At 42.6% G+C, this 26208-nt stretch carries 15 protein-coding genes; 8 read left to right on the top strand and 7 right to left on the bottom strand.

Translation table 11 applies throughout. The annotated features are described in order from the left end of the window. Positions 1-49: 49 nt before the first annotated feature. The gene (locus M23134_RS01485; protein ID WP_082226499.1) at positions 50-2668 is read left to right on the top strand and encodes a S8 family serine peptidase; all 2619 of its coding nucleotides are present in this window, start codon (positions 50-52) and stop codon (positions 2666-2668) included. A 274-nt stretch (positions 2669-2942) separates the two neighbouring features. Here M23134_RS01485 and M23134_RS01480 read toward each other — a convergent pair whose 3' ends face one another. Beyond that, positions 2943-5231: a heavy metal translocating P-type ATPase gene (locus M23134_RS01480; RefSeq protein ID WP_002693180.1), complete on the bottom strand. Its 2289-nt coding sequence runs from the start codon at positions 5229-5231 to the stop codon at positions 2943-2945. Positions 5232-6066: 835 nt separating this feature from the next. Here M23134_RS01480 and M23134_RS01475 point away from each other — a divergent pair. Further along, positions 6067-7932 (top strand): phospholipid carrier-dependent glycosyltransferase, encoded by a 1866-nt coding sequence (locus M23134_RS01475; protein WP_045112812.1) that lies wholly within the window; start codon positions 6067-6069, stop codon positions 7930-7932. A 262-nt stretch (positions 7933-8194) separates the two neighbouring features. Here M23134_RS01475 and M23134_RS01470 read toward each other — a convergent pair whose 3' ends face one another. Further along, positions 8195-12043, bottom strand: a complete 3849-nt coding sequence (locus tag M23134_RS01470; RefSeq protein WP_002693173.1) for a leucine-rich repeat protein — start codon at positions 12041-12043, stop codon at positions 8195-8197. Positions 12044-12527: 484 nt separating this feature from the next. Between M23134_RS01470 and M23134_RS37350 the strand changes: the two genes are divergently transcribed. Then, positions 12528-13784: a leucine-rich repeat domain-containing protein gene (locus M23134_RS37350; RefSeq protein ID WP_002693171.1), complete on the top strand. Its 1257-nt coding sequence runs from the start codon at positions 12528-12530 to the stop codon at positions 13782-13784. 151 nt (positions 13785-13935) lie between these two features. Here the strand turns inward: M23134_RS37350 and M23134_RS01460 are convergent, their stop codons facing one another. The 3 genes from M23134_RS01460 to M23134_RS01450 all read right to left on the bottom strand — a co-directional run bounded on the left by M23134_RS01460 (position 13936) and on the right by M23134_RS01450 (position 18205). Continuing rightward, positions 13936-15174: a metallophosphoesterase gene (locus M23134_RS01460; RefSeq protein WP_002693170.1), complete on the bottom strand. Its 1239-nt coding sequence runs from the start codon at positions 15172-15174 to the stop codon at positions 13936-13938. A 165-nt stretch (positions 15175-15339) separates the two neighbouring features. Beyond that, positions 15340-16272, bottom strand: a complete 933-nt coding sequence (locus M23134_RS01455) for a hypothetical protein (RefSeq protein WP_002693168.1) — start codon at positions 16270-16272, stop codon at positions 15340-15342. 271 nt (positions 16273-16543) lie between these two features. Continuing rightward, a complete protein-coding gene (locus M23134_RS01450; RefSeq protein WP_002693166.1) occupies positions 16544-18205 on the bottom strand; it encodes a carbamoyltransferase C-terminal domain-containing protein in 1662 nt (553 codons plus the stop codon). A gap of 206 nt (positions 18206-18411) precedes the next feature. Here M23134_RS01450 and M23134_RS01445 point away from each other — a divergent pair, with 206 nt between their 5' ends. The 5 genes from M23134_RS01445 to M23134_RS40850 all read left to right on the top strand — a co-directional run bounded on the left by M23134_RS01445 (position 18412) and on the right by M23134_RS40850 (position 24279). Then, positions 18412-20397, top strand: a complete 1986-nt coding sequence (locus M23134_RS01445; RefSeq protein WP_002693164.1) for a CHAT domain-containing protein — start codon at positions 18412-18414, stop codon at positions 20395-20397. A gap of 429 nt (positions 20398-20826) precedes the next feature. Beyond that, the gene (gene nudC / locus M23134_RS01440; protein ID WP_045112811.1) at positions 20827-21783 is read left to right on the top strand and encodes an NAD(+) diphosphatase; all 957 of its coding nucleotides are present in this window, start codon (positions 20827-20829) and stop codon (positions 21781-21783) included. A 92-nt stretch (positions 21784-21875) separates the two neighbouring features. Continuing rightward, a complete protein-coding gene (locus tag M23134_RS01435) occupies positions 21876-22322 on the top strand; it encodes an Rrf2 family transcriptional regulator (protein WP_002693160.1) in 447 nt (148 codons plus the stop codon). Positions 22323-23134: 812 nt separating this feature from the next. Beyond that, the gene (locus tag M23134_RS01430) at positions 23135-23686 is read left to right on the top strand and encodes a carboxymuconolactone decarboxylase family protein (RefSeq protein ID WP_002693156.1); all 552 of its coding nucleotides are present in this window, start codon (positions 23135-23137) and stop codon (positions 23684-23686) included. 446 nt (positions 23687-24132) lie between these two features. Then, on the top strand, positions 24133-24279 hold the full coding sequence (locus M23134_RS40850; protein ID WP_002693154.1) for a hypothetical protein: 147 nt from the start codon (positions 24133-24135) through the stop codon (positions 24277-24279). Positions 24280-25069: 790 nt separating this feature from the next. Here M23134_RS40850 and M23134_RS01425 read toward each other — a convergent pair. Both M23134_RS01425 and M23134_RS42430 read right to left on the bottom strand, forming a co-directional pair. Further along, on the bottom strand, positions 25070-25519 hold the full coding sequence (locus tag M23134_RS01425) for a DinB family protein (RefSeq protein ID WP_002693150.1): 450 nt from the start codon (positions 25517-25519) through the stop codon (positions 25070-25072). A gap of 234 nt (positions 25520-25753) precedes the next feature. Then, on the bottom strand, positions 25754-25882 hold the full coding sequence (locus tag M23134_RS42430; protein ID WP_002693149.1) for a hypothetical protein: 129 nt from the start codon (positions 25880-25882) through the stop codon (positions 25754-25756). Positions 25883-26208: the final 326 nt, after the last annotated feature.

Genomic DNA, 26208 nt, shown 5'->3' with positions numbered 1-26208 from the left:
ACCAGTCAACCTTGGTTTTGGCTGAGCATTTATACCATACAAAAGCTTTATGAGAATACACTTACAAACAATACAACTACTAACATTTACCCTTACTTTAAGCATGGCTACTTTTGCCCAAAAAAGATTTGAAACCATCAAGGTAGCTCCAGGGTGTTTGTCATACACCCATACCATTCGAGTAAAAATTCTTGACTTTAAGGCATTTAGCCAATGGTGTACACAATATTTGCCTCAGAAAAAAATCAAGCAATTGTACCCCAACATAGCACAAATAAGCAATGCCTGCCACCAAACCATCGACAAACTCGCTACTTGCCCACAAGTATTGTTTATAGATCGTGGCAAGCTCCCCGCCAAAACTGAATTGAGTTTTGACAGCCGAGGAGTATGGCTTAACAAAATAAGTGCAGTGCACCAACGCTACCCCCAATTCAATGGTGATGGCTTGTTTGTGTCGGTGCGCGAAGACCCTTTTAACAAAACGGATATTGACTTTGCCGGGCGCATTGCAGACACCGCCAACGTAGGCAAAACTGTAGACACACACGCGTCTATCATCGCCAGCGTTATTGCCGGAGGTGGCAACAGTTCGTCGAGCGCCCTGGGGGTGGCCTGGAAAGCCCAACTCTACTCTTCCGGGTTTAGAAACGGGCTCGCTCCTGACAATGGCAACACGCTCATGAGACAAAAAGCGTATGTACAAAACCATTCGTATGGTGTAGGGGCTATAGAAAACTATTATGGCATCGAAGCTGAAGCTTATGACCAGCACGGCATTGACTTTCCGCAATTGTTACACGTATTTTCTATTGGCAATTTTGGCAACCAGACAGCTACTGCGGCTCATACCAAGTATAACATCAAGGGTTTTGCCAACTTGTCGGGGCAATTTAAAGTAGCTAAAAATGTGCTCACAGTAGGCGAAATAGACACCAACTCGGTAGTGACTACCCTTAGTAGCCGAGGGCCTGCTTACGATGGGCGGATCAAGCCCGAATTGGTTGCCTACGGAGGAGGCAATGGATCGTCGGAAAGTGCAGCTATAGTATCGGGCATTGGTTTGTTGGCGCAACAAGCCTACCAGAACAAAAAAGGGCAAATCCCTCCGGCTGCTTTGCTAAAGGCGGTGCTCATCAACGCTGCTGACGACTTAGGCAGGACGGGGATTGACTTTGAATACGGGTTTGGTAGTGTTGACGCCTTGGGTACTATTAAAACCTTGGAAGACAACCGCTATTTCACCGAAACTTTAGCTGCTACCAACGACAGCAAGACGTTTAAAATTACTGTGCCCGCCCACGCCCAACACTTGAAAGTAACCTTGGTATGGCACGATCCCGCAGCAAAGGCAGGCAACACCAAAGCCTTGGTCAATGACTTAGACCTAAGTGTAAAAAAGGTGGGTACCAGTACCATTTGGAAACCCTGGACACTCAACATCTTTGCCCATGCCGACTCCCTGAAACTACCTGCCGAACGAGGCGAAGATCACCTCAATAACATAGAACAAGTAACGCTTAGTTTTCCAGCTGCTGGAACATACGAAATCAGTGTCAAAGCCTTTAACCTGACCGTAGCCAACCAACGCTTTAGCCTCGCCTATGAGTACCCTACAGATTTCGAATGGGTGTATCCTTTGCAAAACGACGTATTACAAGCCGCCCACACGCGCCGCTTGCAGTGGAACTGGCACAAGGTCGCCGAACCGGGTAAACTGGAATACAAACTCGCCAATAGCAACACCTGGCAACTCATTGCCCAACTAAACGACTTGTCAAAAGAATACCACCACTGGGCAGTACCCAACCTGTTTGCTCCTATACAAATACGCTTGACCGCCCACAGTGGCTTTAGCTTTACTTCTGATCCTTTTCAGGTAATGGCAGGGTTGGCCCCCAATGTAGGGTACGACTGCCCACAAGCACTCATGTTGTTTTGGTCACCGTTGCCTGGAGTGAGCAGTTACCAGGTATATAAAATGGGGGTAAAATACCTCGAACCAATCGCTCAAGTACAAGATACGCTCATTGTGATCAACAAAAGTACACACTCCAGTAAGTATTTTGCGGTTGCTCCGTTCATTGACGATACCGCAGTAAGATGGGGCAATACAATCAATACTGATTTTAAGGGGATCAAATGCTATTTCAAATCGTTTTTAGCAACCCCTGGATTTAATGACACTACCCACTTACAACTTACGTTGGCTACCGACTACCGCCTTCGCAATATCGCCCTACAGCGTAGCAACCGTTCGGGCGAAGGTTTTAAAACTATAGCCAACACTCCTCCACGCGGGGCTTTGTATACCTTTAGCGATGCTTCGCCCCTGGCTTATCGCAATATATACAGGGTAGCGCTTACCAATGCCTCAGGCAAAACATTTTATAGCGACGAAGTAGAGGTATTAGTGGTAGCGCAAAACGAGTTTTTTATGTACCCCAACCCTACCCGACTCAACCAGCCCATTGTAGTGACTGACCGCCGCAATGAGATTGAAAAAGTAAGGATACTCAACCTGGTAGGCAAAGTACTGCAACAATATGTGCCCAATGGCAGCGACCAAAAAGAGCTATTTACTGATGGACTGGCTACTGGTGTATATTTGGTTGAGTTGATACTCAAAGACGGTAGCCGCAAAACCAAACGTTTAGTGATTAAGTAATCGACGCACAATACCTGTGTGATTGAGGTGTATTCCCCTGCTGACGCATGTCCATTCTGGCAAGTTCAAGCCCAAAACTAAATGGTGTCTTGACTAAATTGTCTAGCAAGGCACACTCGAGGACGACGTGCGCCAGCCAAGGGAACCTTATCAGGGCTTCTAACCAACAAACTCATAATCCGCTGAAAATAAGTGTATTATAAGTTTATCAGCTACCTATGGAACAGGGTACAACTTGAAGCTTGTCGCTTAAAACTTGCCCCTATCAGGGCTTCTAACCCGTAATGTCTCCCTGCATGCTCCCCGCATACCTTCGGTCAAAAAACTTCAGCAAGAGGCTATTGCTTACTACCGACACCGAGCTAAGCGCCATAGCAGCCCCAGCAAGCATAGGGTTGAGCAAAAAGCCGTTAACGGGATACAACACCCCCGCCGCAATAGGAATACCCACCAGGTTATAAATAAAAGCCCAAAACAGGTTTTGTCGAATGGTGCGCATGGTGCTACGCGAAAGCGCAAACGCTTGGGGAAGCTTTTGTAAGTCAGAAGATATCAAAGTCATTTTTGCCACATCTATAGCAATGTCCGACCCTTTGCCCATGGCTATACTAATGTTGGCTTGAGCCAATGCCTCTGAGTCGTTGATACCGTCTCCTACCATTGCCACTACCTTGCCTTCTGCCTGTAGTTTGCGCACAAAACTGGCTTTGTCTTGTGGTAACATTTCGGCGTATACTTCATTAATTGCTACTCTAGCAGCTACCACTTTTGCCGAAGCCGCACTGTCTCCTGTGAGCATGTATACCTGTTTGCCCTCCTGTTGCAAATGCATAATGGCCGCTTTGGAACTCTCTTTGATAGGATCGCTCAAAGCAAATACGGCTTTTACTGTCTGGGCACTTCCCAAAAACATCATTGTGTAGCCTTTTAGCTTATATTGTTCGCTGGTTTTGGTCAAGTCCAGAGGAAGTGCAAGATTTTGAGTTGCCATCAGGCGTGCATTGCCTACCCAATAGGTCTGTCCTTGCCACACGCCTTTTACCCCTTTGCCTGTAATACTTTCAAACTGACTCAAGGCATCGTTGTTTGGCTCAATGCCTTGAGCTTGGGCATATTGTACTATAGTATTTGCCAGTGGGTGCTCTGAGCGTTGTTCTATGGTCGCCATTACCTCTAGCAAAATATTGGGAGGGGCCGCATCGCTTGCCCAGGCAACATCTACCACAGCAGGTGCTCCCTGAGTAATGGTGCCCGTTTTGTCGAGCAAGACTACTTCCACCCGCCCGGCTTGCTCCAGGCTTTCGGCATCTTTAATTAATATGCCATTTTCGGCTCCTTTGCCCATTCCTACCATAATGGCAGTAGGCGTAGCAAGCCCCAAGGCACAAGGGCAAGCGATAATCAAGACGGTTACCATTGCCAATAAACCTTGCGAAAACGCATTTTCGCCTCCCCAAAGTAGCCAAGCGACAAAACTCAACACTGCAATGCCTAGAACAGCTGGCACAAACACTGCCGCTATTTTATCCACCAGCTTTTGTACCGGAGCTTTGCTGCTTTGAGCTTCTTGTACATTTTTTATGATTTGGGCAAGCAAGGTTTGTTCCCCTACTTTTTCGGCCTTGAGCCTAAAGCTTCCTTTTTGATTGATCGTTCCAGCAAATACCGGGCTGCCTACTTGCTTGCTTATGGGTACTGGTTCGCCCGAAATCATACTTTCATCTACCAACGATTGTCCCTCGGTGACCTGTCCATCTACCGGAATCTTCTCGCCAGGTTTTACCAGCAAAATATCTTGAGTTTGCACTGCTTTCAGGTCAATTTGTTCAGGCTTGCCTGTCGGATTTAGCCGGGTCACAGTTTGGGGCTGTAGCCCAATAAGCTTTTTAATTGCCGTAGATGTACCCGTTTTTGCTTGCTCTTCTAACAGTCTTCCTAATAAAATAAACACAATAATTACTGCTGAAGCTTCATAATATACGTGAGCAGCAAGCCCTTTTTGCTGCCAGTATGTGGGGTAAAACGTATTGAAAAGGCTAAACACAAAGGCAATACCCGTACTGAGCGCCACCAAAGTATCCATGTTGGCTTTGGCACTGCGGGCTTGTGTCCAGGCATTTTGGTAAAATGATCTACCTGCAATAATCAATACCGGAGTGGTTAAACTCAACATCAAAAAATTGGCATAGGGCAAGTCAGGAAACCACATAGCAATGATCACAAGCGGTATTGTAAACACAGCTGCTACCACCAGGTTTTGTTTGAGTTGACGCAAGGCTTTTTGCTGCTGTTGAGCCAATTGATCGGTAGCAGAACCTGCTTCGGCAGAGGCAACGAGCAAGTCATAGCCAGCAGTCTGTACTGCTTTTTGCAGGGTTTGTTCACCTACCCAATCGGGCGCATACACTACTTGCACGGTATGGTTGGCATAGTTTACGGTAGCATTTTCTACGCCTTCTATATGTTGCAGGGTATTTTCTACACTTGCCACACAAGCAGCGCAACTCATACCTTCTACGCCATAGGTTTCTTTTATATAGGTGTCTTGTTCGGTTGTGTGCATTGTTTTTAATTAATTTCTGGTTTTATCCCTCCTTTTGTCCTTTCGATAGTCCATAGCTTCTACAGCCTAAAGCTATTAGCCTTTAGCCCTTAGCTTTAGGCTGGTTTGCAGGCATGCTACCTATTTTATAATACATTGATTTTTAAGGGTTTATAAAATCAGCAGCTGGAAGTATTTAGTCGATAGCTGATTTGAATAAATGTTCACCTTGTTAAATGCTGTAAACCAGTATTTTATATTAAGATTGTGTACTCACTTTATTTTTAAAAGTGTTTCGGTTTTACGCCTAAACACCCAATTAAATAGTTTTTAAATTCATCAATAACTGATAACCAACTTTGACTAAAATCACTGCGGAGTATTGTCCTCTAGTAGCTAAGTAAAATTAGCTTAATCAGGGGCATTTTCAAAGACAACCTTGCTACCCAGATTATCCCTTGGAATCACAAACATTACCCTCATGTTTTTAAAAATAGTAAGTGGTTGCTAAACCTTATTCTTGTGGTCTGGTAAAAATAACCCGAGAGCTTCTATCTAAAAACAACACCGCAAAAAATATTTTTTCTAACAGGCAACTTTATTGATATTTTGGCTGTTGGTGTTTTTGTAAAAAAAGTAAAGTAATCTAAAAGAAGGTAGTACCTGTTTTTTGAAGAAGTACAAGAATCAGATACAAAGTTCAGTGAATTAGATTATTTTTGTAGTTTTACCAAATAATATTAAGTCCTGCTTTTGGTACTCTGGAACAAGCAGGTATACTTTACAGGCTTTAAAAACCTGGAAGGCATGCCCCACTTCTGCTCCACAGTACTTCGTTATGTAAACGTATACTTTTATGAGTCAAAAAACTGAAAAGAAACAGATTTCATTATTTACCAAAATAAAACAGGTCAAAGATAAAAACTCCTACTTACTTTCAGCTTATCTATTTATAATTTTCGTTACATTCTTGCTTACCTACAACCAGACCTTTGATAGTAAGGTGGCTCAAGCAGGTGATAATGCTGGTTATTATATTTTGGGTAAATCACTTGCGCTTGGTCAAGGCTTTACCAACATACATACAAAAGATAAAACTAAACATAGGCACTTTCCTCCTGGTTACCCAGCCATCATTGCTCTAGCCCATTACTTTTCTTTCGGTGACATGCTTAGTATAAAACAACTTAGTGGCTTTTTATTATTGGGCTCTATTGTGCTTGCCTTCCTGATATTTTATCAATTATCAGACAACTACCATCTAAGTTTTATATTATCCTTATTTATGGTTACCAACTATCACCTACTCACCTTTGGTATGATGATGATGAGTGAAATCCCATTTTTGTTTTTTTCACTTTTAAGTTTTTTAGTCTTATTAAAGATTGACTTTAACCAACCTTTTCACAAAAACTGGCGGTTTGCTATCTTGATAATGTTATTAGGAGTTTCTTACTACATCAGATCCATAGGATTGTCTCTGTTTGCGGGTAGTTTACTTTGGATACTTTTGCAAAAAAAATGGAAATACTCAGTGGCACTTTTAGTAGGCTTCTTATTATTGGTGTCTCCCTGGCAGTGGCGTCAGCATAGTTTGGGTGGGGGTTCTTATATAAAACAACTATTTTTTAAAAACCCTTACAATGCAGAACTGGGCTCTATGACTATCACCGATTGGTTCGCAAGGTTTTGGGTAAATCTGATTCGCTACATTAGCCGAGAAATCCCTTCTGGGTTATTAAATATTACTAATATCGATTATAAAGTGCCTAGTAGTCATACAGAGTTACTCTTGGGACTAGCTATTTTGGCTCTAATCATTGTTGGAACTTATGCAATGTTCAAAAAACATCCTGTGATCCCTTTTTATATATTAGGCACTGCCGGAATCTTACTATTATGGCCATCAGTATGGTTTGGGGTACGTTTTTTACTGCCTTTGATTCCATTACTTTTCTTTATGATGGTCAATGGCATGATTACACTCTATAATTTAGTGGCACAAAAATACTGGCATACTCGCATTACAACTCCTATTGCTATATTGCTTGTAGTTGTTGGGCTATTCAGTATGAAAATCTACGCAAGTGATCCTCTACATAAACTCAAGCAAGCCTCTCAAAACCCTTACCCACCTAATTACAATAATTATTTAGCCTTGGCTAAATGGGTAAAAAAGAATACGCCCGATTCTGTTTTGGTAACCTGTCGTAAAGAACAATTATTTTATGTGTTTGCTGACCGCACCGTCACTCGCTTCAAGAGTACAACCAATGAAGAAGAACAACTTGCCTTCCTCAAGGCCAAAGGGGTAGACTATGTGGTATTAGATCAATTGGGTTTTTCTGATACTCGCAGGTATTTACTACCTACGATCAACAAGTATCCACGAAAATTCAAACTGGTTGTTCAGGCAAAAAAACCTGACACTTATCTTTTTAAGTTTTTACCCGAATTGGGTTATTCAGGAAGTTGGAAAGGAAAAAAACGTCACGGCAAGGGAGTTTTTGTATGGGGTGATGGGGAAAAGTTCATAGGCACCTGGAAAAATAATCTAAGGAACGGTCCGGGAATATTGTACTTAAAAAATGGAGAACAAATGGAAGGGAGTTGGGTAAACGATACCCTGCAAGGAACAGTAATCCATAAAACAAAAGAGGGTACTTTGCTTGAAAAAAGCCTTTATAAAGACGACAAAAAAGTACAAGTGCTCGATAAGTAAAACTAAAAAATTTACCTAACCGCAGAACGAAACCCAAACTCTGCGGTTTTTAAAGACTTATTTTGAGCACATTGCTTAAGGGAGTAACCAACAAGTAGTATACGCATTTGAGAGAAGATGTTTCGCCCTGATGCGTCTTGACCACGACAACATTTGGGGAATATTGGGCGAGGTTGCGGGACGCGGCTACGCTCGCAAAATTTGCCTCGCCTCAAACCAACACCTTTCACTGAAAACACCTACTTTATTTGAGGGTTGTTCCCTAAAGTTTTTGAGGAGGAGCATCTTCTCCCAAAAAAGCCACTTTATCTAAGCCAAAAAAAACCTCAAACGCGGTCACGGCATAGGCTTGCCCATTGTCGCCCATTACTTGAGGCGAATGTTGGTTTTGCCATAACTCCTCCATTGCCACATACCCTTGCCCATCTATACTTGCCCACTCCCCAATGCCACTTATGCCTTCCTGTATTTCGCTCAACTCATTGCGAATTTGACTAAGCAATGTGCTGTTTTCCTTGTTCAGTCGTATGGTTAATTCATTCTTATCTGGAAAAGCCTCCACCAATGCCTGAGTGCCTGCTACCTCCAGCAAAATTGCTTGTTGCTGGATATTGTCACGAGAAGCAAAGTGGTGGGTACGTAAAATAAAACGGTGCATTACAGCAGCATGCAACACCGGATGACAAAACTTAAGATACACACCAGTGGCTCCCGCTGGAAACAAGGCGCCTTGCTCTGCTGGAGTAGTGTTGGGCAACAACTGAGGTGCTAGGTATTCTCTTTTGAACAAGGGGGCAATGTAACGAGGAGCCTTTTTATTTCGGGGGCGGTTGAGGTCTATGCATAGCTCGCAAGCCTCCATAAACGACAACAACAATTCTTGTTCTGCCTTGGGCTTATCCTGCCAAACCAACCCCAGGTCTGCCCCCGTAAAAAAACCATTGCCTCGGTGTTGCATAAACATGCCCGTTCGATCAAACAAGGTGTACACTGCATCTATAGCCCATTGTTGATTCAGTATAATCTGGTCGTTGAACAAACCAGGGCGATAAAAAAACACGCCTGAATTATGAAAATAACTTTGCAAAACTTTGTAAGACGCCTTAGGCACCTGATGCTCAGCACAAAGTGATTCAAAACCTACTATGCTCAGCATTTGTTTTCCTTCTTTTTGTAGCTTTTCCAGGGCTTGTTGAGTATGCCACCAGCTTTCGGGCAAATCGGTACAAGTACGCTGGATGCCTTGCGCCAACACATTTTGTAACGCAATATTTAGCTCCTTAAATCCATTCTTGGCAGCATCATCTACTGCTGCATCTACCGCCAGGCATTGTTGTACTTGATAATGTGTTTTTAAGTCATCTGTGAGTTGAGGCGGCGCCTGCACCCCGTCACGGTCGCACTTGGTTTGCACCACCAACACCGGGCTTTGCTTGCCCAAAATATAGGCATAATCGAGCCAATACAACAACGGATAATTTTTATAAATCACCTCGCTGCCATCGCCCAACTTTTCGGTTTGTTCGGGTGTAGCTTGAGTCGCTGCATCCCAAGCGAGCAAAAACACGGCTTGAGTTTGCATAAACAAGCGGTGGGTAGTATGGTAAATATCTTGCCCACCAAAATCCCATACATTGAGTTGTACATGTTCTAACGCCTCGTCTTGGGCAACCTGGGGTAATATGTGTTGTCGTAGTTGAATGGCATGGGTAGAGCTTTGGTCAGGGTCAAAAGCATTGTCGAGCCAGCGCCGCACCAAACTGGTTTTGCCCACGCGTCCATTGCCCACCAGCAAGAGTTTTGCCTGATAAATCAGGCTTTTACCCTGCTCAAGGTCTTGCCAATAACGCCTAATATTTTGCAATGCATGGTAGCCCTCTGTAATGGCTACAGGTATATTTTGCCAAGGGTTATTCTTTAACCGCAACGATGTCAAACACGGCAAATCAAGTAGCTCAATCGGAAACCATTTGATTTGATTGTTCCCTACATCAACCTGGCTCAAACCTGTAAAATTAACTAAGATTTCAATAGTGCTTATTTGATTTTGTTCCAAGTCAAGTTCTTGCAGTTGCCTGGTAACTGCATCAGTGGCTATCTCAGTAATTTGATTTTGGTATATATTTACCTCCCTGAGGTTGGGCAAAGCAGTTAAATTTTCAAGCCGTGTGATTTTGTTGTAACTCAAATCAAGCGTTTCCAAAGCAGGCAAATCTTCGAAATTCTCAATTTTACTAATATTATTTTCACTCAAATCAAGCTCAGTGAGCCCAGTTACTCCTGCCAGGTGCTCCACTTTTATCAATTGGTTTTGACTAAGGTTCAACTCAGCCAATTGGGTAGGCAACGCGTTGGGTTGTATATGAGTAATTTGATTGTTATTCAGGTCAAGCTCCTTGAGCGCAGGCAAGCCCCTCAGGTTTTCGAGGCACTCAATGGCATTCTTTTCCAGGCAAAGCTCCCTTAATTTGGGCAAACCAGTCAAGTTTTCAATTTTACTGAGGTTGCTTGCGCAAAGGCTCAGTTTCTCAAGCTTGGACAAACCTGCCAAGTTTTCAATTTTAGTAATTTTATTCTTACTTAAGCTTAGTTCCTTAAGCCCCTCCAACCCAGTCAACCCCTCAATTTTTGTAATGGCTGTCTCACTCAAATCCAACTCAGTCAAGGCTGGCAGATGATTTAAGTTTTCAATTTTACTGACTTTAGTCGCTCTTAATTCCAGTTTTTGCAAGCCAGTGAGCCCCTCTAGATTTTCTATCGTCTCAATCTGTGAACCACCTAAATCTAATTGTTCTAAAGTTCTTAAGCCCTCCAGATTTTCAATTTTAGTAATAGCCAACCCGCCCAAATCCAACTTCCGCAGCTTAATCAAATGACCTAAATTCTCAATTTTGCTAATGGGGTTGCCCCCCAACATCAAATCATCAAGCTGAGTAAGATTGTCCAGGTTTTCAATCTTTGCCACCTTATTGCCATCCACCCGCAGCTTGGTCAAATTGGTCAATGCCTCCAGGTTTTCAATTTTACTGATTTTAGTTGCATGTAAACTCAGTGAAGTCAACTGAGTCAATGCCTCCAAATTTTCAATCTTTGTCACCTTGCTACACATCAACGACAAATGAGTAAGCTTTGTAAGTTTATCTAAATTTTCAATTTTTTTAATGCCCGTATGGTTCATCCAAAGCTTCTCCAGTTCGGTGAGAGTATCTAAGTTTTCAAGCTTTGTTACCCTATTAAACATCAAACCCAGCATTTTTAGCTTGGTCAATTTTTCCAAGCCCTCAATCTTACTTATGCCATTGTAGCCCAACGATAGTTCAGTGAGTTCAGTCAATGCGTCCAAGTTTTCCAACTTTTCAAAGCTGTTAAAGCGCAAATTGAGGCTCTTGAGCTGAGGCAAGTGGTGGAGGTTTTCAATCTTTTTGATGTCATTTTCTTCCAGCTCAAGTTGTTTCAACCGGGGCAAGTTGTGTAGGCCTTCAATCTTTCCAAACCCATTATACCCCAGGTCAAGCCGAGTCAATGCTGTCAAACCCGCCAGGTTTTCAATCTTTTTGATATTATTTTCTCTCAAGTCAAGGTTTTGTAAGTGTTTGAGATGGTTCAGGTTTTCAACCCTCTCAAGGCTATTGCTGCTCAACTCAAGGTGCACCAATTGGGTGAGTGCATTCAAATTCCCAATCTTTTCAATGGCATTTCCCCTCAGGTTAAGGTACTCCAGCCTGGCCAAATGATCAAGATTCTCTATAACCTCAATATCGTTTTCTTCCAAATCAAGGTACTGTAAGTTGGTCAGGTGAGCTATATTTTCAATTCGATCAATACTATTTTCACGCAATACCAATTTGTTAAGCGATGTAGGCAAATTCACAGGAATACCCCTGAACTTATTTTGTCTGCCTTTATTGGTACTGGTGGCCTCAAAATAGTCTAAGGCGCCAGGATTCCATTCGTGCCAAATCTCCGAAAAAATCAAGGTTTCTAAATGCGTGCATTCTGCCAATAAGTCAAGGCAGGGCGAGTGGTTGGTCAAGCCACAATTACCCAAGTCGAGGTAAGGGTCTTTCGTTTGTAAGTTTTTCTCGATTAACTGCTTTGCCAGGTCATTCATATCTTGTTTTCGTTTGTCACCTCTTCGGGGTGGATTAGTATGTATAAACAAAAAAGTTATCCCAACTTTTGGGAGGTTGTCGAGACAACTTTAGTGATCTGGAAAAAATAAGATGTGCCAATTTAAGAAAATATATTGTTCTCAGACGATTCAAAAAAACGGTGCATAGCCAAAGCTATGAGGCTTTTTTTTTGAGAAGAATGAGGGCAATAGATACACTTTAATGGCTCAAATTATTTATGAAAGATCACTTAAACAATAAAATTTAGATTTAATGCCAAGATTCAAAAAAATGAACCCGTGCATCATTTAAAAAAATTGTGCTGCCATAAAGTGACCACTCCGTAAACCGAGGGCAAACACAGAGAGCGTTGCTTAAAAGCATGACCAAATTTACCCAAAAAAGTGTGATTCATAAACCCAAAACAACCATTGATGAATTATTGGATAAAGTTTAGACATTGAATCGTTAACTTTGTGAAAAATGATTGTGATGATACCCTCTATCAAAAAAATAACTTTACTCACTTGTTTGATGCTGGCAAGCGTTGCAGCAGGGAATGCTCAAAAAAAGCCCCAGGTTTTTTACCACATAGAACTTGCCCTTGAAACACCCGAAAAAGTAAAGATACTGGACCTGACAAGCCAGCGTATCCAGAAGATACCTGTGGAAATTTTTCAGTTCCAAAACCTCGAAAAACTGGTGCTTACTAATTGTAGGTTAAAAGCACTGCCCAAAGGGATTGCCCAACTCAAAAAGCTTCAAACATTAATATTGGCTTTTAATGAAATCACCAGTTTGCCCAAAGAATTGGGGCAGCTTACCCAGTTACAAAAACTGGATTTGTACCAAAACAAGCTCACTCGTTTACCTTCATACATAAGCGCTTTAAAAAACTTACGCGATTTAAACGTAGGTAAAAATCAACTAAATGAATTTCCAACAGTACTTAAGAAACTTACCCAGCTCAAAAGGCTTGACCTAAACGGCAACCAACTTAAGCAAGTTCCTGCAGATATTGCTTGGTTGCAGCAAAATAAGCGTGTTTTTTTAGCTCGCAACCCCTGGACAAAGTGGGCGCGTAAAAAGCTAGGGTTAGACGATCCGGCAAGGATACACTTAGAGGTTCCAGCGCGCATGGTGCCACCTCCTATGTTGTTGTGGGGGCATACGGCAGGCAAAGTACAAGCATTGCGTGACGCTCGCCAAGGCAAATATCACTTGCGTTTTTATGGTTTCCCTTCAGACATGACTCATACCAATATATATATGAAAGAATTGCGTAAATTAGGCATAAAGGTAAGTCATGAAGGTTGTGTGGTAGACGCTACAACAGAAAGCTATAGTAAAACGATGGCACTAAAGATTGCTGAGAAGTTTGGCAAGGACTATTGGGTGCAACCCCAAATAAAGGCCGACAGTCTGACCAATCATCACTTGCCTCGTTTGCCTCAGGTGGTGTACCACTCCCAATCCGTAGACCTGAGCCACTATATCAGCTCACAATTACCAAAAAAACTGTTGAGAAAACGGCATCAAGATAAAGAAATGACCCTCATCCTTACCATAGATGATCACCTAAAAGCACAGCAAGTAAGTGTATTACAAGGTGTATCACGCAAGGTAGACAAGGCTTGTGTGGCTCTATTGCAAAACGCTCGTTGGCAAGCACCCCGTTCGTGGTTGTATTTGCGTAAACGGGGACAGGTTACTTTTCGAGCAACAATAAGGTTTCGATAGGTAGACAGACCAATGCTACTTCCTTCACAAAGTTTTTAGCTTTAGTATGTCGCAGATGGCTCACATGTCTGTTTTTTTAATGCTCAATCCTTAAGGAAACAGCCTTGGTAGTCAGACCACGGGCGAATGACTACCATACCAAAAAAATCACTTAGCTTTTTTCTTTTTTGAGTTCTATGAGTGTAATTTCTGGCCAAATGCCTACCCTGCCCGGAAACCCAATAAAGCCAAATCCCCGGTTTACATATAAATATTGTTCTGCTTTTTTATAAAGTCCCGCCCATTTGTCATAGCGGTACTTTACCGGGCTCCACTTAAACCCTGGAATCTCTACACCCATTTGCATTCCGTGGGTGTGCCCACTAAGAGTCAGGTGTACTTTTTGAGGAAAATCAAGCACCTTTAGGTCCCAGTGGCTGGGGTCGTGCGACATTAATATAGAAAAGTCATTGGGTTGACTTTGGGCAAATGCTTTGTTCAAATCGCCCTTTTGCGGGAAAGGTTTTTCACCCCAGTTTTCTACCCCTACCAGTTTAATTTGCTCATTGGATTTTTTGATCGGTACTTGCGCATTATTTAAGAGCTCAAATCCCATAGCCTGGTGGTGTCGGGCTAACTTGACAAGGTTTTGCTTTTTGGCTTCTTCCGATTCCCAGCTTATATATTCGCCATAGTCATGATTACCCAATACTGCATATTTGCCAAAAGGAGCACTCAATGATCGAAACAAACCTATATAAGGCTCTATCTCCTCTGCCAGGTTATTGATCATATCGCCGGTAAACAAAATGAGGTCGGCTTGTTGCTGTTGAATTTTTTCGATGCCCCGTTTTACAGCAGCTGTATCGTCAAAGCTGCCAGAGTGTACATCAGATATTTGTACAATCTTAAAACCATCAAAAGCCGCAGGTAAGTCAGGAAAACTCAAAGATACTTTGTGCAAACGATAACTGTAGCGCCCCTTGAACACCCCATACAAAAAACTAGTGAGTGGCACCATGGCTACCAATACTCCTATTTGTTTAAGGGTTCTACGTCTTTGCAGAGAAGGAACCACGTCGCTTGAAGAAAACCGTCGGATGACATAGGTCACTACACTTTCGGAGTCTACCATCAACAAAAATACGGCGTATACCACCTTGGTAATAAAGAAACTAAATAATAGTCCCAGTATCAGGTTTTGTGTCCAGCTTACTTTGCTGTAGCCATTAGGGAACGAAGTAAAGATGGTGATAATACCAATTAATGTGACCAGTAACGAGCAGAAATAAATACCTATAAGAATTTTTTGCCCCAGCGGGTTTTTAAAAGTAAGGTTTAATCCCGAAAAAATGTATATTTCTATCAGTATGTAAAATACCAGAAAAACAACAACGCGTGTAGTAGACATGTAAGTTGTATGGTGAGAATTTGTGAGTAGTAAACAGCTGCAAGGTAAAAATTGTTCATTATTCACACAAGTAACAGACACTCATATATTATGAAGGTGCTACATTACTTGCACTGCGTTGTTGAAACGGCTGTTTAATGCTCCCCACCGTGAATGTTCAAGGCACTAATATATTCGCATGTTTATCCCAACGCCAATGCTCCAGATGTTTTCGCCAAAATAACTGGCTACCTTTGAGCGTATGCCACCATATAGTTTAAACTCAGGTTGATTGACCAGGGCATACTGTACATTTGTCCCCCATTCTATACGTGCCGGAGCTTGTCCACCACTGGTGGTATTAGGAGCAAAACGTAGCTCAGAGCCAAATTTCCATTGCATATTATTGGCAAACGCACTGAAGCCTACCAATATTTCGGGATAAAATTCTTTAAATTCATCTATCATAAAGCCTCCCCCTACACGTATTTCTACATCGCCATTGGTTTCGGGAGCAAACTGCAAAATTTGAATATCATGGGTAAAGTAAGAAGTATAATCGCCCAGCACCTTTTCTCGCAAGAAGTTGTACCTATAGTCAAAAGCCATCCCAAACCCGTGTTTTTTACCAAAGCGTGCCCTTACTCCGGGGCGAAATATCTCATAGTTATTAGGCAAAAAACCATAACTTGCCTTTACCTGAAAGTAGGCGCGTTGCACTGCCTTTATCTTTTTGGGTAACACTGGGGTAGCTTGGTTTTTTTGTACCACTGTTGGGGGCGGAGCAACCACCTCCGGTTTTTCTTCTGTTTTGTTAGCAGGGATTGGGGTAGAGGTAGGCGCATACGCTGGTGTAGAGGTGTTTTGGTGGTCGTTTGAGCTGACAGTACTCAAAATATCTAAGCAACCTGTAAAAATATCAAAGCAGACTTCGCCGTTAAACCCACTGCTCAAACCTGAGCTACCCGAACCGCCACTGCCCGATGACCGCCGTTCACTTTTACGATGATTGCTGCTACTTTTAGCATTGCTTTTAATTTTCCCGATTTTTTGAGCCTGAGTATTAACACTCATGACCAAAAACCCAATGGTTAACAGTCCAATGCTTATCTTTTTCATCGTAGTATATATGTTTGAAGCTTTTAGAGTACACGTACACTATCGACTCTTGTATATGTTGCCAGAAGTGCACAAATAACTTTGCTGACAATACGCCACAAGAAGAAAAGTTGAGTCAAAACGCTCAAAATTTTCTACCAAAGTGCATTGATGTGCCGTTGAAATGGCCGTTAATTGGTAGGTGATTCCCGTTGGTTGAGTGCGTTGATGCGTTGTTTTGTGGGGCAATGCAGTGGCGTACCAGCGTGGTCACCCAAGCGAAGAACAAACATTATTCAAATAACACCAACGCTCCATCGGCTACTATACCATCGAGCCCCATAGCTTTGCCGCTGGCAAGTGCCTGGGCTGGAGTATGTACCATAGGTTCACCCTGAACATTAAACGATGTATTGATCAACCCCAATACCCCCTGGGCATCCAAACAATGGAGTATTTCGAACAACAAAGGGTTTTGTACCCGCTCAAAAATTGTTTGGATCCTTGCCGTACCATTTACGTGCACTACTCCTTCCAGCTTTTTGTGATAATCGGGCAAAATATCAAAATCACTGAGCATATACTGCGACACAGCAGGCACTTGCGCCAAACCCGTGACTAACCGAGCATTTTTTTCGAGCATCACGGGGGCTATTGGGCGATACCACGCTCGTTTTTTGCAGTCTTCACTCACCTTTTTTGCCAAATCAATTGAGTTGGGCAATGCCAAAATACTTCGGTTGCCCAACGCCCGGGGACCTATTTCGGCTACTCCCTGACATACCCCTATAATTTTGCCGTCGAGCAAGGCATTGGCAATGCGTGCCGCCAATACCTGAAAGTCGTCAGGAGGATTGAAAGAGGGCAACCCCACATTGTTGAGGTAAGGCGAATGATACGATATTTTATGTCCTTTTTTCCACTCCAGAAATGCCGCCCCACCCAGCGCCAAGCCCGAATCGTTGCAGCAAGGTGGAATATATATTTGTTTGAATAATCCCGATTGGGCTATTTGACGATTTGCCGGAATATTGAGCGCACAACCACCCGCGTAATATAGATAGTCGGCTTTTACTTGTTGCTGAAGTTGGGTCAGGCGCGCCAAAAGTTTTTGCTGAAAAGTATATTGAAAAGCAAAAGCAATGTCTTGCAAAAAAGGGTCGGTCAGGTTGCCCACCTTGCCTTGCCAGCCAAAATGTTTGTGGGCACTTTCGTAAAAAACTTGTTGTTGAGTCCAATAGTCCGCAAAAAACTGGTGGCTCTCCAGCCAGGCAAGCACGTCGGCACGGTAGCGTCCATACGCAGCAAACCCCATAAGTTTACCCGCCAGGCTATTGTGGTGCTTGGGGTGCACCCCCAAAAGGGCAAAACTTAAACCGTTGGCATTGAATAAATTGGTAATCGCCTTGAGTTCCCAGTCGCAATGCAGTACTTGTAGCTGTTGGTGATGGTACAAAAAAGCCGAAAAATTGCCCAGGCTTGCGCCCCCGTCAAAGCTGATGAGCAGACTGTTATTTTTAAAATTGCCAAAAAAAGGTACACAAGAAAATACATGCGCCAACTCATGCGAAATGCTATAGGCATTCAAGGCATTGCCCTGCCATTTTTCCAGTTCCAGCCAGCCATAGCCTTGCCTTACGTCGGTGCCCAGCTGTGTTTCGGGCAGGGCATCAAACCTGATTTTGCCATTTTTACTGATAAAGCTATTGCCCACAAACGAGTTGACAAATACCCAGTCGCAATTGGCAGGCAACTGCACCAGTTTTTTATTGAGCAAGGTTTCCAGCTGATGGGGCATTTGATGATCGTATTTTTTGCGGGTGTGGCGTTCCAGTTGTAAGCATTGCACCACTTGTCCGGCTTGCATCATACATAATGAGTGATCGTGTACATAGCCTGGGTATTTCAGGTTGTTTCTGTCTTGAATGCCATAAATGGCCAATGTAGGGTTCATTTTTATCAGGGCTTGAAAAGAGTCTGAGGTATATTTTGATGGCTTGTCTTCTGCAACTCCGCAAGTTACAAGCTTTAGCCAAAAAGTCGTAAATTTTTCCTCGTTTTACTATTCATTATTACATAAATGCTATTTTTGTCTTTTATTTATAGAATCAGGTTTTTTCAACCCACCATTTTTTCAAAAATAACCAAAATTAAACTTCAATGCTTATATCATTTCGCAAGACATTGCTCTCCATCACACTGATTGCTTTTTCTATATTTTTGGCGCAAGCCCAGGAAGACAAAGGGGCGCCTTTCAAAAAAAACGGTGATCATTTCATCCAACAAGAGAAGTTTGATGAGGCTCTGGGAGCTTACCAACAAATGCTTACTGCCTATGAAGGCGCTCAAGACCCTGAAGGCATTGCCGAGGCACATAAGTATATAGGCCTGGCTTACCGCCAACAAGCGGTTTATGACTCTTCGCGCTATTTTTATGAGAAATCGATAGATTTGCATACCAAAATTTATGGCAAACGTAGTTCGCTGGTAGTAAGCTTGCAACGTGAGCTGGGGCTGATGTTTCAAGAGCAAGGGCTCGATCAAGAGGCACTAGCTATGTTTAAACAAAGCCTGGCTACCAGTATCAGTATCAACCGCAAGGCTTTGGCAACCTGTAACTATATTCATGTAGGAGAGCTGTTTATTCAACAAAAACAGCTCGATTCGGCCTTGACTTATTTCGACAAGGCATTGGTGTTGCGCCAACAAGTGAGGGGCAACAATGACTACCGTTTGGCAGCATTGTACAACCTAAAAGGCTATGTAAAATTCCTTAAGAAAGATTACCCCAGTGCGCTTAAGTTGTACGAGCAAGCCATCAAGGTAAACAATACCGACAAACTGGAGAAACTACAGTCGTTGGCAAACAAAGCAGAAATATTAAATATAGACAACCATCAGGCTGCCTTGCAAGCCTACCAGGCAAGCGACCAATATATAGAAAGCATTAGAACGAAGGTGTATACCCAAGCACAAAGAGTACGGTTGGGCAAACTTGCCGACAAGGTAAACCAAGGGGCTATAGAGGCAAGCCTTGCCCTGAAAGATTACAAAACAGCTTTTTATTTTTACGAACGAGACGAGTCGAACGCAATAGTGGCGCTGTATCCTAAAGCCCAGATTTTAACTGCCGAGTCAATCAGAGAGCAGCTAGAGCCCGAAACTGCGATGCTCGAGTACCTCATTGGCAAAAAAGGCGTGTATGTGTTTGCCCTTACCAACGAAACATTTAAAGTAACCAAGCTTGCCAAAAAAGGTGTAGTGGGGCAAATCAAGGGCATGCGCAAAGCCATCAAGCAAAAAAACATGGGGCAGTACAAAAAGTTGGCTTACCAGCTTTATCAGCGCTTGCTTAAGCCCTTGGAGCCTGTTTTTAAAGAAAAAAAACACCTCATTATTGTACCCGACAAGGAGCTTACATTGTTACCATTTGAAACTCTGCTGCGTCAACCCGCCACCAGTGCTGCCAGTAGTCAGTGGGCTTATTTGCTCAAAAGTTTTAATGTGACCTATCACTTCTCGGGCAGTTTGGCTTTTGCCGAAAAAATATTACGTACTTATCAACGCCCCTGGACAGCCATTGCCCCGGTTGACTTTGCCCAAAAAAAGTTTGAAACCCTGGCAGCAAGCGCCGAAGAAGTAAAGACCATTGGAGCCATGTATCCCCGACGCAAGGTATTTGTAAAAGGAGCCGCCCAACGCAAGCAGTTATTGGGTAAGACTGTTTCCAGCGAAATATTGCACATAGCTACCCACGCCCAGTTTAGCAAGGCGCACCCTGAAGGTTCACGGTTACTTTTGTCTAAAACAGGCATTACCTATCCCGAAATATTTAAGATGAAGCTAGAGGTAGATATGGTAGTATTGAGTCATTGTGAACCTGGTCTTGAGCACTACGACAAAGACGGCGGCATTTTTGGTCTGGGGCACGGTTTTGTATATGCCGGGGCACACAATGTAGTGTATCCTTTGTGGAAAAACCTGGGGATTTATACCCGTGATTTTATGATTCGCTTTTACAAAGAGATCAAAAAAGGAGGCAGGTACTCAAAGGCATTGCAAACCACCAAGTTGGCTATGCTCAATAGTGGCAAAGCAACTACCCCGTTCGATTGGGCGGGCTTTATGATCATTAGTGTTGACTAAGTACCCTGCGGGCAATACTTTATAAATCATTTGACCTAATGTTAGTTGCCAAACAATATTTGGTTTGATTCGTTAGTATAGCGTTGGCAACCATTATGATAGTTGCCAACGTTTTAAACAAGCCCTTAGGCTGTGTTACCTTTTCAGGGGATAAATAACTACTAGAAGTGCGCGAAGCTTTGTAAATTACTGATAACAAACACTTTACGGGATTAAAACAAATTCAAATAAGGTCGTTTATTCCTTTAAAAGACGTTTTATGCACTTAGGTTTGCTCTTCGCGTGGGCAACCATTCCGATAAATCGCGAACTTCCATTGCATTACAGCAAGGGATTGCCCCTACATTTACTTGATTTAGATATAAATCCTTGTATATCAAAGATTTTTAAAACTTCGTACAGCCTTAAATAACTACTGATAATTAATTTATGACGAATCATTTACATTGCTCGAGGCAAAACTATTTTACCAGCAATCCGTTAGACCGTCTTGCTAATCACCGCCCTACGATTAATCTACAGGAAATAATGGCTGCCGATGCGCCTACTTATGTAGTCCCAGTATGGCAAGGCAAGCACTTGATGCAAGGCAATGAACCAGTATTTGTGCCCATAGCCCAAGCCCAGCACCTGGTGCAAGACCAAAGTAAGTGGGTGTTTTTGGGCACTAGAGAAGCCCACCACTATTTTGCTATAGAGGTAGCAGAAGAGGCGCCCGATGAGCATCCTTTTTGGCAGCAACAAGGCAATTTTGAGAAATTGAGGCAAGCAAGTCAGGCATCCGAACGCGCCGAAGCAGCCATATTGGGTTATGCCCAGGCAATGCTTTACTGGAACCGTAACCACCTGTATTGTGGGCGGTGTGGCAGTGCTACCGAAAACCAATGGGCAGGGCACGTGCGGGTGTGCAGCAATACCGATTGTGGTAAAAAACATTATCCACGTACTGACCCGGCAATTATTACCATGATTACCTACCAAAACCAGGCATTGTTGGTGCGCCAACCCCATTGGCAACCCAGCACAAGGTTGTCGTTAGTAGCAGGCTTTGTAGAACCAGGCGAGAGTTTGGAAGAAGCTGTTCAGCGTGAAGTAATGGAAGAGGTGGGGCTAGAGGTCGATCAGGTGCAATACCAATCGTCACAACCTTGGCCGTTTCCGGGATCTATTATGTTGGGCTTTAAGGCGCAAGCCACCCACCAAGCCTTTGAATTGCTGGATCAGGAACTGGAAGCTGCCCGTTGGTTTACCCGTGCCCAACTCAAAGATGCTGTCGCCAAAGAAGAAGTATTATTGTCGTCATTGGTCTCTATTTCGGGGGTGTTGATCAACGCCTGGCTCAACGAAGAAGAAACTGAAATGGTGATGGATACGGCAAAGATGTAACTATATAAGTTACGGTTTCGTATGTAGAGCAAGATGCTCGCTTTTAGCAAGTAAAGTATACAACCCACATTTTTCACAATATTCAGGAAATTATGCAAGCCAACGGAAGGTTTACTACCGCCATACATATTTGTATTTTTATGCAAATAAAAGGAGATGAAAAGCTGATATCGTCGCAGGTATTGGCCGACAGCGTAAAGACCAACCCAGTAGTGATTCGACGCATTGTAGCCCGGCTACGCGACAATGACATTATAGGCAGTGTAGCAGGAGCCAAAGGTGGTTTTTTTCTGAAACGTCCTGCCAATCAGATTTCGCTTTGGGACATTTATCAGGCAGTACGTGAGACCGACTTGTTTTATAAGCCAAAAAAAATAAATCCTGAATGTGTGGTAAGCATGAACCTGAGCGAGTTGGTCGACGGGGTCTACTCTGAGGCAGAATTGGCCATGAAGTCGGCATTGGCTCCAGTAAAGGTAAGCGATTTATCTGCCAGGTTGAATAAAATTACCGATTTGAAGAAATCAGATTTTTGTTGAAAATTTCTTAAGACAAAAGTGAATCCTCTCAGCGGCATGAGCAATTTTTGTAAGTGCCTGACAAGTGATTTACAACACCCATAACTTCGGTTATATTACACAAGCGATTGTTTACTCATAGGTAAGCAGTCGTTTTTTTTGTGGTTGTTTTGAAAAGCGATTGAGGTATATACAATAGTCCATAGTATTTAGTCGATAGTCCATAGCTGATTCGAGTAAATGTTCACCTTGTTAAATGTTGTAAACCAGTATTTTAAGATTGTATACTCACTTTATTTTTAAAAGTGTTTCGGTTTTATGCCTAAACACCCAATTAAACAGTTTTTAAATTCATCAATGACTGATAACCGAGCCTCTGGCGAGCTCAACAAAGTTAATCAGCAAACAACTTTGACTAAAATCACTGCGGAGTATTGATATACCAAGTCTGATCGAAAACCCATACAAACTCACTTGTAGTGGTCTTCATGGCAAGACCAAGAGGAGAGGACAAGCTTGGGGATGGCTTTTAGGTGTAGACATACAAAGAATTTAGTGTATGGGTAATGGCAACGATTTGGTATAAAAATTTGTTTAGACTTTCATTCTACACTACCCCACCCTATGCTTAACATTACATTAACAGTTTTTAAGTAATTGATAATGAGTCATTTATAAAATACTTTGACGGGATCAAGTTTTTAATGTAACAAAAAGAGTTACAATAAGGTTTTATTACCAACACGGCACTTGTAGCCGTTTTTTAAGACACTCAAATGTAACAAATAAAGTTACTTTTCAAACTTTTATTAAACCAAAACATTTCACACAAAATGAAAAATTTAGAAATTTTAACTCGCGAACAAGCAGCTCCTGAAACTCAAGGTATTTTTGATGCATTGAAAAAGAAAGTAGGCAAAGTACCTCATTTGTATGCTACCATTGCCCATTCGCACAAGGGGTTGAACGCCTTGCTTACTTTGGGTGATAACCTGAATGGAGGAGAGTTTAGCGCCAAAGAGGGCGAAGCCATTGCTTTGGCAGTGGGTGAGTCAAATGCTTGTACTTATTGTCTGTCTGCCCATACTGCTATAGGCAAAATGGTGGGATTTACAGAAGAAGAAACCGTGCAGCTAAGAACCGGAGCAATAGAGGACACCAAATTGAGTGCCTTGACTAAATTGGCGAAAGCCATTACCGAAAAAAACGGCCTGCCCGACCAGGCATTGATTGAGGAGTTTTTTGCGGCAGGTTATAACAAGGCTGCTTTAGTAGAATTGGTAGGGCACGTGACAAAAAATATATTTACCAACTACATTAATCACATTGCCGAAACTACAGTAGATTTTCCAGAGGTAACTCCACTGGTCGCATCCAATGCCTAACCACAGCTGTTGCTGTAGAGAGTTTAGACTATCCCGTTTATTTAAATGCAAAAAGCCTTGCCCCTTATAAGGGAAGGCTTTTGTTGTTCTACGCTGTTTTAAGTGTTCCGTAAGGGCACTTGAAAGTTTAGTCCGGAGTTAATTAGTCCGGAGTCGGTAGCCCCACGCTGTTTTAAGTGTTCCGTAAGGGCACTTGAAACTTATAAATAAAAAAAGTCTCCAGGCTTTCTAGCCGAATGGCTCAATAGACTTGCACGATTACCCACCAACGCGCATTTGCCAGGCAGACCAATTTTGCCTTTACCACTTGTTTTCTTTCGGTCAAACCCGTAAATCCTACCCCTTATGCCACAAAAACGACCACTTAGACCATGTTTTTGGATGCTATCTGGCACGTTGATAATTTGCCTTCCTGCTATTTAATAATTCAATAAATCAAACAGGGAATGCATACACATAAGCAACCACAACAAAACGAAGACCAAGGGGCAATACAAACCCAAGAAAACACGGCACAACGCCAAAGCGAGGTGGCTCATAAAAGTGCCCAAGGGCAACACCCCCCCTTCTGGCGCAAGTTTAGCGTAGCGTAACTTGTGCCTTTGTATAGAGGAAGTTTCAAAACTCCGAGCTTGCTCTCGGAGCATCTTGCCCCGAAGCAAGTTCGGGATGGCTCACTTTCAGGTTTTTGCAAAAAACAAATACTCAATCTTGAATTTACTACGATGGACACAAGTCTGGAGACTTGCGCCAGGAGGTGATGAAATTTACCCCTTCTGGCGCAAGCTTGCAGCTTGTGTCCAAACAAGCAAATTCAGCCCATATTTTGGTTGCAGGTTGCCAAGTGAGGAGTATTTATAAAACCAATGCCCAAATCAGGTAAAGATGATTTGGGCTTTTTGATGCTTTCTCAGATATGCGACTAACCCCTCACTGGCGCAAGTTTAGCGTAGCGTAACTTGTGCCTTTGTATAGAGGAAGTTTCAAAACTCTGAGCTTGCTCTCGGAGCATCTTGCCCCGAAGCAAGTTCGGGATGGCTCACTTCCATGTTTTTGCAAAAAACAAATACTCAATCTTGAATTTACTACGATGGACACAAGTCTGGAGACTTGCGCCAGGAGGTGATGAAATTTACTACGGCCAGGGCAACCATAAAGGATTGCCCCTACAAAAGGCATTTGAATGGAATTTAACACTTTAGAACCAACACTTACGCCGTTGCTTGTGTCTTCACAAGCAACCAAAAGACAGTGCGTCATTAATAATCGCAGAACAACCTTCTAAGCTCGTTTTGCGGAATACTGAAAAATGCCCTCAGGCGCAGCTGTGTTAAATGTTCCGTAAGGAAGACTTAAAAGAACGGTGATTTTTACACAAAAATCTTATTTGACAGATAAAATACGGCGGTGGTAGTTGACCTGCCCCAAATGGTAGCCAAGGTGAGATAAAAGGTGAATGAGCATAAAATCAACTGATACTTCCTTGTCTCGCCACGGCAGTGGGTAGGCTTTGGTAAGGCGCGCCAGGGGCAAATTGGTCAATGTTTCGCCTACTATTTGCTTTATTTCGTCAATATCAGCTATTACCTTTTGGCGTGGCACATCGCGTAGAGCAAACTCTGCTTCGCGGTCGCGCACATAGCCCGTGTTGCCCAGACTGGCACCAATAAAATGATTGAGGTTTCCTATAAGGTGTAAGGCAAGGGTGCCGCCAGAGTTGCTAATGCCGTCAGCGGTTTTCCAAATGTCTTGTTCATGGGGGTAGGCAAGAATTTCTTCTTTGAGCTTATCTAAGTCGCGTTGATAAATTGATATGAGGGTTTCGAGCGTCATTATTATATGTGTTATTTTGTGTTTGAAGTTTGATAAGTGATCTGGAAAAAATAAGATGTGCCAATTCAAGAAAATATATTGTTCTCAGACGATTCAAAAAAAACGGTGCATAGCCAAAGCTATGAAGCTTTTTTTTTGAGAAGAATGAGGGCAATAGATACACTTTAATGGCTCAAATTATTTATGAAAGATCACTAAAAACTATTTACACAAAATAACACAAAAAAAATTGAATTATCGCCAAAAGAACATGACGGCGACACAATAAAACAGGGCAATGTAAAAAAGAATAAGCCCCATGTTTTCAATGGTTTTGCTGACAAGGGCATACACAAAACCAAAACTTCTGAATACTTTTTCCATAACGTTGCGTGGTTTAAAAATTGTTGAATCAAATCTTCCTCATCTGTTGACAGAAACGCACTGTACCACATGGGCAAGATATAATCGGGATCAACCCTTTGTTTGCTCATAGTGTAGTAACATTACATCTAGGTATTATGCTAATTATGTGCCAAAAGTGGAGTGGGTGGATTGGTCTTTTAATTTTTCTGGGTACTTCAATTGTTCTTGAGCTTTTAAGTCTTGGGTTGTTTTATTGGGTCATTGCTTCTGGTATGCCTTAAGACAAACCGCCACCAATAAACTTCCGAATCGATGATAGAACTTTAAAAACTACAAATTGTATT

The sequence above is a fragment of the Microscilla marina ATCC 23134 genome (genome assembly GCF_000169175.1).
Taxonomy (GTDB): Bacteria; Bacteroidota; Bacteroidia; order Cytophagales; family Microscillaceae; genus Microscilla; species Microscilla marina.
Note: the sequence above shows the minus strand (reverse complement) of the source record. Positions and strands in the feature narration are given on the sequence as shown.